The sequence below is a fragment of the Burkholderia sp. AU45274 genome, assembly GCF_030482505.1.
GTDB lineage: Bacteria > Pseudomonadota > Gammaproteobacteria > Burkholderiales > Burkholderiaceae > Burkholderia.
Map to the genome: position 1 here is coordinate 415,172 of NZ_JAUJQE010000002.1, position 14,254 is coordinate 429,425.

Annotated in this window: 13 protein-coding genes; 8 read left to right on the forward strand and 5 right to left on the reverse strand. The window is 65.7% G+C overall.

The annotated features are described in order from the left end of the window. Positions 1 to 4 precede the first annotated feature (4 nt). Complete coding sequence (locus QZM35_RS10715; protein WP_046545840.1) at positions 5 to 829, reverse strand: outer membrane protein assembly factor BamD; 825 nt, start codon at positions 827 to 829, stop codon at positions 5 to 7. A gap of 41 nt (positions 830 to 870) precedes the next feature. Here QZM35_RS10715 and QZM35_RS10720 point away from each other — a divergent pair, with 41 nt between their 5' ends. From QZM35_RS10720 to QZM35_RS10755, 8 genes are all read left to right on the forward strand, one after another. Further along, the gene (locus QZM35_RS10720; RefSeq protein WP_089431153.1) at positions 871 to 2,079 is read left to right on the forward strand and encodes an RluA family pseudouridine synthase; all 1,209 of its coding nucleotides are present in this window, start codon (positions 871 to 873) and stop codon (positions 2,077 to 2,079) included. A gap of 6 nt (positions 2,080 to 2,085) precedes the next feature. Beyond that, positions 2,086 to 2,925 carry a peptidoglycan editing factor PgeF gene (gene pgeF, locus QZM35_RS10725; protein WP_089425932.1) on the forward strand — a complete coding sequence of 280 codons (840 nt, stop codon included), beginning with the start codon at positions 2,086 to 2,088 and terminating at the stop codon, positions 2,923 to 2,925. Positions 2,926 to 3,285: 360 nt separating this feature from the next. Then, on the forward strand, positions 3,286 to 5,151 hold the full coding sequence (locus tag QZM35_RS10730; RefSeq protein WP_301775885.1) for an alpha/beta hydrolase: 1,866 nt from the start codon (positions 3,286 to 3,288) through the stop codon (positions 5,149 to 5,151). 99 nt (positions 5,152 to 5,250) lie between these two features. Beyond that, complete coding sequence (locus QZM35_RS10735; RefSeq protein WP_301775886.1) at positions 5,251 to 6,432, forward strand: acetyl-CoA C-acetyltransferase; 1,182 nt, start codon at positions 5,251 to 5,253, stop codon at positions 6,430 to 6,432. Between the two features lie 149 nt (positions 6,433 to 6,581). Then, complete coding sequence (locus QZM35_RS10740) at positions 6,582 to 7,322, forward strand: 3-ketoacyl-ACP reductase (RefSeq protein ID WP_027784565.1); 741 nt, start codon at positions 6,582 to 6,584, stop codon at positions 7,320 to 7,322. Between the two features lie 119 nt (positions 7,323 to 7,441). Further along, entirely contained in the window at positions 7,442 to 8,008 is a 567-nt protein-coding gene (phaR, locus tag QZM35_RS10745) for a polyhydroxyalkanoate synthesis repressor PhaR (RefSeq protein ID WP_006485265.1), read from the forward strand. A 361-nt stretch (positions 8,009 to 8,369) separates the two neighbouring features. Continuing rightward, positions 8,370 to 9,188, forward strand: a complete 819-nt coding sequence (locus QZM35_RS10750) for a lysozyme inhibitor LprI family protein (protein WP_301775887.1) — start codon at positions 8,370 to 8,372, stop codon at positions 9,186 to 9,188. A 262-nt stretch (positions 9,189 to 9,450) separates the two neighbouring features. After that, complete coding sequence (locus QZM35_RS10755) at positions 9,451 to 10,491, forward strand: FAD-binding oxidoreductase (RefSeq protein ID WP_301775888.1); 1,041 nt, start codon at positions 9,451 to 9,453, stop codon at positions 10,489 to 10,491. Positions 10,492 to 10,514: 23 nt separating this feature from the next. On the opposite strand, the gene QZM35_RS10760 is transcribed toward QZM35_RS10755, so the two are convergent. The 4 genes from QZM35_RS10760 to QZM35_RS10775 all read right to left on the reverse strand — a co-directional run bounded on the left by QZM35_RS10760 (position 10,515) and on the right by QZM35_RS10775 (position 13,943). Continuing rightward, the gene (locus QZM35_RS10760) at positions 10,515 to 10,769 is read right to left on the reverse strand and encodes a hypothetical protein (RefSeq protein WP_069248086.1); all 255 of its coding nucleotides are present in this window, start codon (positions 10,767 to 10,769) and stop codon (positions 10,515 to 10,517) included. Between the two features lie 116 nt (positions 10,770 to 10,885). Beyond that, positions 10,886 to 11,041 carry a hypothetical protein gene (locus QZM35_RS10765; RefSeq protein ID WP_174972608.1) on the reverse strand — a complete coding sequence of 52 codons (156 nt, stop codon included), beginning with the start codon at positions 11,039 to 11,041 and terminating at the stop codon, positions 10,886 to 10,888. Positions 11,042 to 11,298: 257 nt separating this feature from the next. Further along, complete coding sequence (locus QZM35_RS10770) at positions 11,299 to 12,645, reverse strand: pitrilysin family protein (protein WP_089425546.1); 1,347 nt, start codon at positions 12,643 to 12,645, stop codon at positions 11,299 to 11,301. Continuing rightward, a complete protein-coding gene (locus QZM35_RS10775) occupies positions 12,645 to 13,943 on the reverse strand; it encodes a pitrilysin family protein (protein ID WP_256976620.1) in 1,299 nt (432 codons plus the stop codon). Before QZM35_RS10775 ends, QZM35_RS10770 begins: the two co-directional genes overlap by 1 nt. Positions 13,944 to 14,254 lie beyond the last annotated feature (311 nt).

The window sequence follows — 14,254 nt, forward strand, 5'->3', positions numbered from 1 at the left end:
TGCGTCAGAACTGCCACCACGACTTCTTCGTACCGGGGCGCGAGTGGCCCGTGACGTACGGGCTGTCGGGGAACGTGCCGGCGAGCACGCGCTTCGTGTCCTCGGCGAGTTCCGGCTGGTTCAGCTTGCCGTACGACAGGATCATGATGTGCAGTGCGTCCTCGATCGCCGGGGCGCCCTTGTAGTCCTTGATCGCGAGCTGCGCACGGTTGATGGCCGCGACGTAGGCGCCGCGCCGGTAGTAGTAGTCGGCCGCGTGCACTTCGTGCGACGCGAGCGCGTTGACGATGTAGCGCATCCGCGCGGCGGCGTCGGGCGCGTACTTGCTCTTCGGGAAGCGGTCGACGACGACCTTGAACGCATCGTACGATTCGCGCAGTGCCTGCGGATCGCGCTCGCTCATGTCCTGGCCGGAGAAGCGGCCGAACAGGCCGAGATCGTCGTTGAAGTGGATCATCCCCTTCAGGTAGTACGCGTACGGGATATCCGGATGATCGGGGTGGAGCTGGATGAAGCGATCGACGGCCTGGTCGGCGGCGGCCGCTTCGTTATCCTTCCAGTTGCAGTATGCAACGTTGATCTGTGCTTGCTGCGCAAAATGGCCGAACGGATCGCGACCTTGCAGCGATTCGAAATATTTCGCGCACTTGCCCCAGTCGCCGCCGGACAGTGCGTCCTGGGCCTCTGAGTATAATTTGTTGTTCGACCAGGTAGCCGTCTCGTCCTGCTTCTGCGGCAAGCCGTGGCAGCCGGCGATGAGGGCCGCGGCCGCTACCGCCGCAGCCCGGGCGGCGACGGTTCTGGCCGTGCGTTTGGTCGAATTCATCATGCTCGCATGTCCTAGCTTCAAGTCTCGGTGACCCAGTCTAAATGACCCGTTCAAGTTCGCAGAATGCCCAGCCGGGCACACCAAATCGCGAAGATTATAGCCCAAGCGATCGGCCCGCCGACGCCGCCTCGGGGGATTCCCTCGATGACGATCTGATCGGCGACGCAATGCAGCCGCCCGTCGTGCCGTCCGCGGCGGTCGATGAAGCGCCGCGCGTCGTCGAAGTGCCGATGTCGCTCGCGGGCGAACGCCTCGACAAGGCGCTCGCCCAACTGTTCCCCGAATTCTCGCGCAGCCGCCTGCAGAGCTGGATCGAGGCGCAGCGCGTGCTCGTCGACGGCGCGCCGGCAAAGATCCGCCAGCCGGTGCCGCTCGGCGCGAAGATCGAACTCGTGCCCGACCTGCTCCCCGAGCAGCTTGCCTTTACGCCGGAGCCGGTGCCGCTCGACGTGATCTACGAGGACGACGCGCTCGTCGTCATCAACAAGCCGGCCGGCCTCGTCGTGCATCCGGCCGCCGGCAACTGGAGCGGCACGATCCTCAACGGGCTGCTGCATCGCTACGGCGACGCGGCGGCCGGCCTGCCGCGCGCAGGGATCGTCCACCGGCTCGACAAGGAAACGTCGGGCCTGATGGTGGTGGCGCGCACGCTGGCCGCGCAGACGGACCTCGTGCGCCAGCTGCAGGCGCGCACGGTGAAGCGCCGCTATTTCGCGCTCGTGTGGGGCACGATGCCCGAGGAAGGCACGATCGACGCGCCGATCGGCCGCGATCCGCGCGAACGCACGCGCATGGCCGTCGTCACGGGGGCATCGGGCAAGCCCGCGCGCACGCATTTCCGCACGGTTGACACATGCCTGTGGCAACGTCAGCCGGTTTCGGCGATCCAGTGCGATCTCGAGACCGGTCGCACGCACCAGATCCGCGTGCACTGCGCGCACGCCGGGCATCCGCTGCTCGGCGATCCCGTGTACGGCCGTGCGCGCGGCAAGCGCTCGGTCACGCCGCTGCCGGACGGCTTCGCGCGACAGGCGCTGCATGCGTGGCGGCTCGGCCTCGTGCATCCGGTCACGGGCAAGGCGATGCAATGGCGCTGCCCGCTGCCGGACGACATGAACACACTCGTCGCGGCGCTCGGCTTCGGGCAGGGCGACGAGGAATTCGACGACGATGACGGTGTCTACGACGATGACGATTTCGGCGGCGAGTATCACGATGACGAGCCGGACCTGGACGATGAGGAGGAGTGAGTGCCGATGACGAACCTGGCGCCGTTGACGTGGCAGGACTGCGTGCAGCCCGACTGGCAGGTGTCGCCGCGCGTGCGCGCGCTGATCACGACGCGTGACGGCGGCGTGAGCGAAGGCCCGTACGGGCGCTGGCAGCGCGGCGACGCGCTGCCGGGCGGGATGAATCTCGGCCTGCATACCGGTGACGACCCGGCCCATGTGGCAGGGAATCGCGCACGCTTGCTGGCGCTGGCAGGCCAGTCGAGCGCTGCGTGGCTCGAGCAGGTTCACGGCGCGCAGATCGTGCGTGCGGACGAGGTGATCGCGGCGGCGCCGATGGCGACGGCGCCGGTGCAGGCCGACGCGAGCGTCACCGACCGGGCGGGTGCCGTCTGCGTCGTGATGGTCGCGGATTGCCTGCCCGTGCTGCTGTGCGACACGCAGGGCCGTGCCGTCGGCGCAGCCCATGCGGGCTGGCGCGGGCTGGCGGCCGGCATCGTCGAGCAGACCGCGACGCGTGTCGCGGCACTCGCGGGCGGTGCGACGGACGCGCTGCATGCATACCTCGGGCCGGCGATCGGCCCGCGGGCGTTCGAGGTCGGCGCCGACGTGCGTGACGCGTTTCTCGACACGGCCCCGCAGTCGGAGCATGATGAAACCCGGCTTGCGTTCGTCGCGATCGATGGCGCGCCCGGCAAGTTTCTCGCCGATCTCTATGCGCTCGCGCGCCTGCGTCTCGCGCGTGCGGGCGTTGCGCACGTGAGCGGTGGGACGGCCTGCACGGTCACCGAGCAGGCGCGCTTCTATTCGTACCGGCGCGATCGCGTGACGGGCCGCATGGCAGCAGCGATCTGGCTGGCCGATTAACGGAATGCGCATGCGCGTGGATTTTGGTGCGCCGCAAAATCGGGTTATCTCGATATTTCGGCCGCTATGCCGCACTGGATGCGCGAGTGAATGAAAAATCCCGAAGTCAAGTCAACCAAAATGTTTTATGTTTCGCCGGAACCCTTGTCCCGTCTGTTGTGCGAGGATTATCTCCGTACGGAAATGTTCAGCGGTTTGACATGGCGCTTCACATGGGGAAAACGATAATGATAAAAATACCGCACTGCGGCAGAATCTGGAGACGCCTCTCCAGAGCATGACGGCCCGGCTCGCAGCCGGCACGCCGCGCGCGAGCAGGATTTCACGATAGACGCTCACGAATCACCGGTAAGGCAGGTAATGACAGCATCGAAAAAATCGTCGACGTCCGCTCAGGCGGGCACTTCCCCGGGCAGCATTGGTTTCGATCCGGCCGCCCAGCCGATGCAGCAGATGTTCGAGTCGTGGTTGAACGCGTGGCGCGGTTTTGCAGATCCGGCACGCGCCGCGACTGCGTCGGCCACCGTGAATCCGTTCGCGACATTCCAGTTTCCGACATCGTTCCCGTTCCAGATGCCGTCGATGCCCGATTTCGGCGCGATGGCGTCGCCGTTCGCCGGGTTGAAGCTGCCGGCCGCCGCGATTCCGCCCGAGCGGCTGCAGGCGCTGCAGGCCGACTACGCGCGTGACTGCATGGCGCTGATGCAGCAGGCTGCTGCGGCGAAGCTCGAGTCGCCCGAGCTGAAGGACCGCCGTTTCAGCGGCGATGCGTGGAAGGCGTCGCCGGCGCATGCGTTCGCGGCGGCCTGGTATCTGCTCAATGCGCGCTATCTGCAGGAACTGGCCGACGCGCTGCAGACCGATCCGAAGACGCGCGAGCGCATTCGTTTCACGGTCCAGCAGTGGACGGCCGCGGCCGCGCCGAGCAACTTCCTCGCACTCAATCCCGACGCACAGAAATCGATCCTCGAAACGCAGGGCGAAAGCCTGCGGCAAGGGATGATGAACCTGCTCGGCGACATGCAGCGCGGCAAGATTTCGCAGACCGACGAATCGCAGTTCGTGGTCGGCAAGAACCTCGGGTGTACCGAAGGTGCGGTCGTCTACGAGAACGACCTGATCCAGCTGATCCAGTACACGCCGAAGACGGACAAGGTGTTCGAGCGGCCGCTGCTGATCGTGCCGCCTTGCATCAACAAGTTCTACATCCTCGACCTGCAGCCCGAGAATTCGCTCGTCGCGCATGCGCTGTCGAGTGGCCATCAGGTGTTCCTCGTGTCGTGGCGCAACGCGGACGCATCGGTCGCGCACAAGACGTGGGACGACTACATGAACGAGGGGCTGCTCGCGGCGATCGACGCCGTGCAGCAGGTCAGCGGCCGCGAGCAGATCAACACGCTCGGCTTCTGCGTCGGCGGCACGATGCTCGCGACCGCGCTCGCGGTGCTTGCCGCGCGCGGCGAACATCCGGCCGCGTCGATGACGCTGCTCACCGCGATGCTCGACTTCACCGACACCGGCATTCTCGACGTGTTCGTCGACGAGGCGCACGTGCAGATGCGCGAGCAGACCATCGGCGGCAAGAACGGTACGCAGCCGGGGCTGATGCGCGGCGTCGAATTCGCGAACACGTTCTCGTTCCTGCGGCCGAACGACCTCGTGTGGAACTACGTCGTCGACAACTACCTGAAGGGCCGCACGCCGGCGCCATTCGACCTGCTGTACTGGAACAGCGATTCGACGAGCCTGCCGGGGCCGATGTACGCGTGGTACCTGCGCAATACCTATCTCGAGAACAAGCTGCGCGAACCGGGCGCGCTGACCGTGTGCGGCGAGTCGGTGGACCTGACGCTGATCGACGTGCCGACCTTCATCTACGGTTCGCGCGAGGATCACATCGTGCCGTGGCAGACGGCCTATGCGTCGACGTCGATCCTGTCGGGCCCGCTGAAGTTCGTGCTCGGCGCGTCGGGGCACATCGCGGGCGTGATCAATCCGCCGGCGAAGAAGAAGCGCAGCTACTGGGTCAACGACAGCGACCTGCCCGAATCGGCGGACGACTGGTTCGCCGGTGCAACCGAGCACCCGGGAAGCTGGTGGACGACCTGGGTCGAATGGCTCGACCAGTACGGCGGCCGCAAGGTGGAGCCGCCCACCCAGCCCGGTACCGCGCAGTTCCCGGTGATCGAGCCGGCGCCGGGCCGCTACGTATTGCAGCGCGATTGACGAAAACCGGACAGCGGCGCAGGCTGTTCGGCGCACCGCAGTTTTTTTAACAGGGCCGGTAGCGATGCGCCGTGTCGTGCGGGCCTGGAGGAAAGGGAAATGACGGACGTAGTGATCGTATCGGCCGCGCGGACCGCGGTCGGCAAATTCGGCGGCTCGCTTGCGAAGATTGCGGCGCCCGAGCTGGGCGCGACGGTAATCCGCGCGGTGCTGGAGCGTGCGGGCGTGAAGCCCGAGCAGGTCAGCGAAGTGATCATGGGCCAGGTGCTGACGGCCGGTTCCGGGCAGAACCCGGCACGGCAGTCGCTGATCAAGGCCGGGCTGCCGACGGCAGTGCCGGGGATGACGATCAACAAGGTGTGCGGCTCGGGCCTGAAGGCCGTGATGCTGGCCGCGAACGCGATCGTCGCGGGCGATGCGGAGATCGTGATCGCGGGCGGCCAGGAGAATATGAGCGCGTCGCCGCACGTGCTGCCGGGCTCGCGCGACGGGTTCCGGATGGGGGACGCGAAGCTGGTCGACACGATGATCGTCGACGGCCTGTGGGACGTGTACAACCAGTACCACATGGGCATCACGGCGGAGAACGTCGCGAAGGAATACGGGATCACGCGCGAAGAGCAGGACGCGTTCGCGGCGCTGTCGCAGAACAAGGCGGAAGCCGCGCAGAAGGCCGGCCGCTTCGACGACGAGATCGTGCCGGTGGCGATTCCGCAACGCAAGGGCGAGCCGCTGCAGTTCGCCACCGATGAATTCGTGCGTCACGGCGTGACGGCGGAATCGCTGGCCGGGCTGAAGCCGGCGTTCTCGAAGGACGGCTCGGTGACGGCGGCGAACGCGTCGGGGCTGAACGACGGCGCGGCGGCGGTGCTGGTGATGTCGGCGCAGAAGGCGGCGGCGCTGGGCCTGACGCCGCTGGCGCGGATCAAGGCGTACGCGAACGCGGGCGTGGATCCGAGCGTGATGGGGATGGGCCCGGTGCCGGCATCGCGCCGGTGCCTGGAGCGCACGGGCTGGACGCCGGGCGACCTGGACCTGATGGAGATCAACGAGGCATTCGCGGCGCAGGCGCTGGCGGTGCACAAGCAGATGGGCTGGGACACGTCGAAGGTGAACGTGAACGGCGGAGCGATCGCGATCGGCCACCCGATCGGCGCGTCGGGTTGCCGGATCCTGGTGACGCTGCTGCACGAGATGGCCAAGCGCGATGCGAAGCGCGGGCTGGCGTCGCTGTGCATCGGCGGCGGGATGGGTGTCGCGCTCGCGGTCGAGCGTCCGTAAGCGGCCCTCCGTAACCGGCAGTCCGTCAGCGGTCGTTCGCCACAAGCGAACCGAATTCGTGTGCCGGCCGATTGCGGCTTCGGCCGGCGTCACGTGAAGTCAGAGGGGGCCTCCGGCAGCTCTCGAAACCAAAAAATGGAGTGAGATTTATGTCTCAGCGAATTGCGTACGTAACGGGCGGGATGGGCGGCATCGGCACCAGCATCTGCCAGCGCCTGTCGAAAGACGGCTTCAAGGTGGTCGCAGGTTGCGGCCCGAACTCGCCGCGCCGGGTGAAATGGCTCGAGGAGCAGAAGGCGCTCGGGTACGATTTCATCGCGTCGGAAGGCAACGTCGGAGACTGGGACTCGACCAAGGAAGCGTTCGACAAGGTCAAGGCCGAAGTCGGCGAGATCGACGTGCTGGTCAACAACGCGGGCATCACGCGCGACGTCGTGTTTCGCAAGATGACGCACGAAGACTGGACCGCCGTGATCGACACCAACCTGACGAGCCTGTTCAACGTGACGAAGCAGGTGATCGACGGGATGGTCGAACGCGGCTGGGGCCGGATCATCAACATTTCGTCGGTGAACGGCCAGAAGGGGCAGTTCGGCCAGACCAACTACTCGACCGCGAAGGCCGGCATCCACGGCTTCACGATGTCGCTCGCACAGGAAGTCGCGACGAAGGGCGTGACGGTCAACACCGTGTCGCCGGGCTACATCGGCACCGACATGGTGAAGGCGATCCGCCCGGACGTGCTCGAGAAGATCGTCGCGACGATTCCGGTGCGGCGTCTCGGCGGGCCGGAGGAAATCGGTTCGATCGTCGCGTGGCTCGCGTCGAACGATTCCGGCTTCGCGACGGGCGCAGACTTCTCGCTGAACGGCGGCCTGCACATGGGCTGAGCGTCCGCGCTGCGCGGGCCGGGTGGCCGCGCAGCCGGGCGTTTTCCGAAGGCCCCCGCCTCCCGGATTCGGGCGGCGGGGATTCGTCACTTCCGCTACGCTGCACTCAAAGGCGTTACATGACTACTACAAAGAAGACGGCCGAACGGCTCATCAAGAAGTACCCGAACCGTCGGCTCTACGATACCGAGACAAGCACGTACATTACGCTGACCGACGTGAAGCAACTCGTGCTGGAGCAGGAGGACTTCAAGGTCGTCGATGCGAAATCCAACGAAGACCTCACGCGCAGCATCCTCCTGCAGATCATCCTCGAAGAGGAAAGCGGCGGCGTGCCGATGTTCTCGTCGTCGATGCTGTCGCAGATCATCCGTTTCTACGGGCATGCGATGCAGGGCATGATGGGCACGTACCTGGAAAAGAACATCCAGGCGTTCATCGACATCCAGAACAAGCTCGCGGATCAGTCGAAGAACCTGTACGAAGGCAATGCGATGAATCCGGAAGTCTGGTCGCAGTTCATGAACATGCAGGCGCCGATGATGCAAGGGATGATGACCAGCTACATCGAGCAGTCGAAGAACATGTTCGTGCAGATGCAGGAGCAGATGCAGAACCAGGCAAAGTCGATGTTCAGCACGTTCCCGTTCAAGCAGCCGGGCGCGTCGGAGCCGGAAAAGAAGTAACGGTTTCGCGGCGGACCGACCGCGGCGGCCAACCCGTCGGGCGTCGGCGCCGTGAAGCGGCGCGGGTCGGCCGATCGTGCATTCGGCGCGACGATGTGCGGCCGCCGCCTGCCGGATCCTCTCGCCGACGGTCGTTCATGACCGTCGGCACCGAATGCGCATGCCGGGTTCGGGCGTGCGTGGCCGTTGTCCAGTCGATCGAGATCCCGTCACTTGCGAAGGAACACCGGGACGTGTCGTGCCTGGTGGTGCGCGTTCGTGCAGGCGCGCGTACCATGAGCGGCGCTGCGCGGTGTGGCGTGGAAGCTGCGTTCGGCGAAATGCAATGACGCCGCCCGGGCACGACAGGCCATGATGCGCGATGCCGCATCGAGGCAACGCGACCAAGAAAAACCGACTGAGAGAAAGCATGCGTGGGATTCGAGTGGCACCAGCCCGCCGGCTGGCTGGCTTGGCTTCGATGTTCATGCTAGGCGTTGGCGTGGCGGTGCCTGCCTTTGCGATGGATTGCGCGAAAGCCGTGCAGTCGATCGAGAAGCGCATCTGCGCGAACTCCATCCTGCGCGCAGCCGACTCGCGGATGAATTCGGCGTACGCGGGTGCGCTGAAGGCCGCACCGGACACGGCGATCCGCGACATGCTGGTGCGCAGCCAGCGCCGCTGGATCAGCGCGCGCAACAACCGTCTCGACGCCGATTACGAAGGTCGTCCGCTCGCCGTCGACGAAGTGCGCAAGGCAATCGATCGGCGCACCGCCGTACTGGCCGATCAATCGAACAAAGGGCTGATCGCGCGTGCGCAGGCCGAGCGCCAGTGGCTCGCGAAATACACGGGCGGCCCGCTTACCGGTTTCGATGCAAACTGCGACTTCATTCCCGACGATGCGACTGGCGCGCACGTTTCCTACGCATGTTTCGGCGCGGTCCATGTGCAGCATCGTGCGCGGGTCTGCAGCCAGAGTGAGGACTGGGCGACCGGGGCGGTCTATCAGTACCGGTCGGTGAGCACGGCCGATGGCGGGAAGGTGCGACCCGTTGCGTACTGCGAAGCGCAGGCCCATGGGAGTGCGTGCGACACCGGTGGCGCGCACTCGGCGTGGATGCGTGCGGGGGCGTCCGGAGGCGATAACCGCGCGTCAGCGCCGGTAGCCGGGCTGCCGCAACTCGATGCGGAAATGTGACCGATCGGCGATGGAGACGATGCATTGTGGTTCGATCGATGCCTGAAGGCGTCGGTGTTTCCGGACACGCGGTGACGCATTCCTCGCACGAGCACGGCCCGCCATGGCGGGCCTTTTTGTTTTTTGAGCCCGAGCGTCGTGCGCAGCGGATGTCGATCAGGCGGCGCTTCGATGCCGGGTGCGAAAGGGCGGCAGGCAACCGCACAGCGGTGAAGCGGGGCGGACGGTATAGTCGGAACCCCGTAACGTTCGAATGTCACTCATGGGACACAACCTGCTGCGCGTCGTCGTGATCGGTGGTGGCATCGTCGGTGCATCCACCGCATGGCATCTTGCGCGATCGGGCGCACAGGTCACGCTGCTGGAACAGCAGACGGTGCCCGCGGGCGGCGTGACTCACTGGTCGTTCGGCTGGGTGGGTACCGGCAGCGCGCTTCCTTCTGAAAACCCGCCCGGATTCTCGCGCACGCTCGGAGCGCTCCCGGAGTTCGCGAGGCTCGAGCGTGAGCTGGGTTCGTTGCCGGTGACGACGCGCGGGGCACTTGTCTGGCTGGACTCGGATGCGCGGACCGCTGCCCTGATCGACGAGCAGCGCGCGGCGGGCGTGCACATGGAAGCGTTGGGGCGTCGGGAGGTGGCGCGGATGGAGCCGCGTCTTGCACGGCTTCCAGAGTTGATCGCATGGGCACCGGATGATTTCGTGGTCGAGCCGATCAACCTCACGCATCAGTTGCTGGCGGGTGCACAAGCGGCCGGCGCGGAGATCCGGTGCGGTTGTGCAGTCGAAGCGGTCGACACGCGCAATGGGCACGCTGTCGGTGTGCATACCGTGCACGGGCATGTGCCTGCGGATGTCGTCGTTCTGGCGAATGCGGCTTCCGCGGTTGCCATTGCCGCAGGCCTTGGTGTGTCGTTGCCGGTTCGCGAGGAGCCGGCCGTGTTGATGCGTTTTGCTGCCAAGCCCGGTCTCATCAGCCACTTGCTCTATGGACAGGATCTTGAAGTGCGGGTCGGCCCGTCGGGGAGCCTGCTGTCAGCCGCGGATCCTCCGGAAGAGGGGGACAGTGGGCTTGCAGCGCTTGCTGTGCGTACGGCCTCGGACATTTCGGCGCTGTTTGCCGAGCCGCCGACCCTCACGCCGCTCTCCGCGAAATTGGCGTTGCGGCCGATGACGAGCGACGGGGTGCCGATCAACGGATTTTTGCCCGGTGTTGCAGGCGTTTATGCCGTTGTCGCGCATCCCGGCGTGATCCTGGCGCCCCAGCTTGGGCGATTGGCGGCGAACGCGATCATGGATGCGTGACGGGGCACGCGTCTCGTCGTCCGTCAGTGCGTCTGATCGAAATCCTGCTCGCCGTCCGACGGAGGAAGGTCGAGCACGAGCTTGACGGCGCTGTAGTTGGCCTTGAGCGAAAACACGCGGCCGATCACGAGAAATGTCTGGCGCGAGTTCTCGAGCTCGACGAAGTCGCCCGGTTGCGGTACGTGCGCGCCTTGATCGTAGGAGAAGCTGGTGCTGGTTTGCTCGCCAATAGCTTCGGCTGCGTGTTCGGTGAATTCGATCGTGATGTGGGTGGTCATGCGAGCCCCGTTGGGTAATGGAAGAGAGGGAAGAGCGTGGACACTGCGATTTTCGCATAGCGACGGGGCGGTTCCGGCGGAATTGTCGGGAAGCGACGCGTGCGGGTGGATCCCCGTCACTTCGCCGATTTCCGGTCGAAGGTGGACCGCACGGTTTTGGCCAGCACGTTGCGCAGCGCCAGCCAGAGCAGCTTGATCGCCGCCTCGTCGTTCGGGAAGTTGCCACGCGTCTTGCCGCACATGGCGTTGACGGTAAGCCGATAGCCCCTCATCCCGCATCAAGCCGACGCGGTCGGCGCGCACGTTTCCTCTGCGTGTTTCGGCGCGGTCCATGTGCAGCATCGTGCACGGATCTGCAGCCGGAGCGAGGACTGGGCAACGGCGCGGATTATCAAAACCGGTCGGATTGCGACCGTCGGCGGGAAGCCGCATCCCGTGGCGTTCTGCGCAGAGCAGGCGCACGCACGATCGTGCGATGGCAGCGGCCCGGCCGAAGCCGGGCGGGGCACGGAACGAAGCGAGGCTGCGGTTATTTCTCCGCAAACGTGCCTGCTTCCACCAACGTCATCTTGTCGGGGTCCAGGTACGTGCGGATGGCGGTGTTGACCTGCTCGACGGTCAACGCGCGGACGCGCTCGGGATAAGTGTCCAGGTCACTCAGCGGGCGGTCCTGGAGCACCGTCTGGGCGATCATGGCGGCCATCTGCCCGGTGGTTTCCATCGCAACTTGATGGCGGCCGATCATGCCGTCCTTGCGTGCATCCAGTTCCGCTTGGGTCACGCCCTGTTTCCACCAGGCATCCAGAATCCGCCGCGTGCTGGCGACGCCCTTGTTCAGCAGGGGCGGGGCGAAGCTGCTGGTGATGACGAATCCGCCGTCCATCAGGGAGAGCCCGGACAGGCCGGCGCGGATGCCATAGGTCAGGCCCTCCTTGTCGCGGACCCCTGCCATCAGGCGGCCGGTGAAGCCGTTGCCCAGGATGTTGACACCCGCGCTGAGGGGCAGATAGTCGGCATCGTTGGCGCGCAGGTCGATGGCCTGACCCAGCATCACGCTGACGGATTCCTTGTCCCCCATGGCGATGCGCTGCGTGTCGGGCCGGCTTGCTTTGCGTGGCGGGCCCTGTCGCACGAGTGCCCGGCCCCCGCTCCAGCCCGCGAAGGCTTCGGTCACCATGGACTGCAGGCGGCGAGGGTCCGCGCCGCCGACCACGACCAGTGTCATGTGGGCGGGCCCGTAATAGGCTTGATGAAAGGCCTTGATGTCGTCCAGCGTGGCAGCGGCGATCGCGTCGAGCATCCGTTCGCGCGGCACCGGTGCGTTGAGGTGGGCAGCGGGGTAAATGGACCGATTCAGCGCCTCGGTGGCCCGAGCCGACGGGTTTTCTGCGGCGTTACGGATCGCGGCCTCCAGCCGGCTCTTGGCCTTGGCCAGCTCCTCCGGCTTGAAGGCCGGCAGGCGCAACTGCTCGGCCATCAGGTCGATCAGCGTCGGCAAATCCTTGGTCAGGCTTTGGCCGTGTATGCCGACATAGCCGCCGTCGGTCTGGAACGACAACTGAGCACCCAGGCTTTCCAGCAGCGCGGAGATCGCCACCTTGTCGCGACGGGTGCTGCCCTCCTGCAGCAACATGCCCGTCAGCAACGGCACGGCGGGATTGGCCGCCTTGCTGGCGGTGTCGGCATCGCCCAGGGGCATCACCCCGGTCAGGGAGACCATTTCCTGCGGCGACATCGAATAGGTCAATAGCGTGATGCTGCCGGCCTGGGCGCGCACGACGCGCTCGGCGATGCCTGCCTGAGCCGCGACAGGCAGCCATAGCACGGCGAACCACACGAGCCACGTCCGCAGAGGGTTGAAACGAACCTGCTTCATTACGATTTCTCCGGGACGAACCAGCCGGTGGTGCTCTGGTTTTCAACGAGGTACTTGCGGGCGACGCGCTGCACATCGGCGGGCGTCACCTTTTCCAGTTCTTCAAGCTCGGTGACGAACCGTGTCCAGTCGCCCAGCGAGACCGCGTGGCCCAATCGGGCGGACGTCGCGCGGACGCCGTCACGCTGGTAGACCTGATCGGCCCGGTAAGGGCCCAGCACCCGCTGGATATCCTCGCGAGTGACGCCCTCGGTCTTGATCCGCTCCAGTTCGGTCCAGGCGATTTTCTCGGCCTGCTCGTGTTTCGCGTCGGGCGGCAGGCTGACCGTCACGACGAACGGACCGGGATCGCGCAGCGCATGGAAGCCGGCGCCGGCTTGCGTGGCAACCGTGGTGTCGACCAGTGCGCGATACAGCCGGCTGCTCTTGCCCTGGCTCAATACCAGGCCCAGTACGGTCAACGCAGCCGCATCGGGGTCGAGCGCGCGCGGCCCCTTGAAGGCGATGATCAGACTGCCCGTTGCGCCCGCGCGTTTGAGCACCAGCCTTCGCGGCCCTTGCTGCGGCGGCTCTTCGGTCGTGACAGCGGGAATGGCCTTGGGCGCGCGCGGGATGCCGCCGTAATACTGCCTGACCCACCCCAACGCCTGGTCCGGCCGGAAATCGCCGACCAGGATGACGGTGGCGTTGTCCGGCCAGTAGAAGGTGTCGTAGAAACGGCGCAGCTTGTCCACGCTCGCATGCTCGATGTCGCTACGCCAGCCGATGGTGGGATGGTGGTAGGGATGCGCCTGGTAAGCCGTGGCCATGACCTGCTGGAACAAGGCGGTGAAAGGACTGTTCTCGCCTCGCTCGTACTCGTTGCGTACGACCGTCATCTCGCTGGCCAGGTCTTCCGGGCGCAGCAGGAGGTTGCGCATGCGGTCGGCCTCGATCGCGATGTAGCCTTCCAGCGCATCGCGCCCGAGCGTGCCGAAGTAGTTGGTGCGGTCCATCGACGTGGTGGCGTTGAAGGTCGCGCCCACGCGCTCCATGTAGCTGTTCAGTGAATTGCCGAGCGCCTTGTTGTAGTGCCGGCTGCCCTTGAACATCAGGTGCTCGAGCAGGTGAGTGTCACCGGTCGTGCCCGCGGCTTCGTTGCGTGAACCCACCTGGTACAACACCTGGAAACTGACCACCGTCGCGGCGGAATCGGGCGCGGCAAGCACGGTAAGGCCGTTGGCATCCAGACGGTATTCGTCGATGCCGCCCACGGAGCGCACGTGGGTAAAGCCCGGTACCTCGACGGGTTGGGCCATCGCCGTGCCTGCAATCAACGGGCACAGCGAGAGCCACGTGCATATCAAACGTCGTACTGACATGTAGCGTCCTTTTGTATAGGCAGGATGAACGCGGAAGATCGGGTGCCGGCCCGGCGGTCAGTTGACTGCGATGCGTCGAGCGCGGCGAGCGTGAAGTTTTTCATACTTTTCGATGCGTGTTGACCGAGGGCGCGTTGCGGGGATATTGCTGCCGTGATGCGCTCGTCGACGGCCATGCGTGGCTTGGCCGTCGACGCGTAGCGACAGACAGCGCGATTTCAAATTGAAAGGGACGCATCGGGCAGCCG

Excerpts from the sequence above, each read along its gene's own strand:
- QZM35_RS10760 (WP_069248086.1), bottom strand. The coding sequence starts at position 10,769 with ATGACCACCCACATCACGATCGAATTCACCGAACACGCAGCCGAAGCT.
- QZM35_RS10740 (WP_027784565.1), top strand. The coding sequence starts at position 6,582 with ATGTCTCAGCGAATTGCGTACGTAACGGGCGGGATGGGCGGCATCGGC.
- QZM35_RS10730 (WP_301775885.1), top strand. The coding sequence starts at position 3,286 with ATGACAGCATCGAAAAAATCGTCGACGTCCGCTCAGGCGGGCACTTCC.
- phaR (WP_006485265.1), top strand. The coding sequence starts at position 7,442 with ATGACTACTACAAAGAAGACGGCCGAACGGCTCATCAAGAAGTACCCG.
- QZM35_RS10750 (WP_301775887.1), top strand. The coding sequence starts at position 8,370 with ATGCCGCATCGAGGCAACGCGACCAAGAAAAACCGACTGAGAGAAAGC.
- pgeF (WP_089425932.1), top strand. The coding sequence starts at position 2,086 with ATGACGAACCTGGCGCCGTTGACGTGGCAGGACTGCGTGCAGCCCGAC.
- QZM35_RS10715 (WP_046545840.1), bottom strand. The coding sequence starts at position 829 with ATGATGAATTCGACCAAACGCACGGCCAGAACCGTCGCCGCCCGGGCT.
- QZM35_RS10755 (WP_301775888.1), top strand. The coding sequence starts at position 9,451 with ATGGGACACAACCTGCTGCGCGTCGTCGTGATCGGTGGTGGCATCGTC.
- QZM35_RS10775 (WP_256976620.1), bottom strand. The coding sequence starts at position 13,943 with ATGGCCCAACCCGTCGAGGTACCGGGCTTTACCCACGTGCGCTCCGTG.
- QZM35_RS10765 (WP_174972608.1), bottom strand. The coding sequence starts at position 11,041 with ATGAGGGGCTATCGGCTTACCGTCAACGCCATGTGCGGCAAGACGCGT.
- QZM35_RS10770 (WP_089425546.1), bottom strand. The coding sequence starts at position 12,645 with ATGAAGCAGGTTCGTTTCAACCCTCTGCGGACGTGGCTCGTGTGGTTC.
- QZM35_RS10735 (WP_301775886.1), top strand. The coding sequence starts at position 5,251 with ATGACGGACGTAGTGATCGTATCGGCCGCGCGGACCGCGGTCGGCAAA.
- QZM35_RS10720 (WP_089431153.1), top strand. The coding sequence starts at position 871 with ATGACCCGTTCAAGTTCGCAGAATGCCCAGCCGGGCACACCAAATCGC.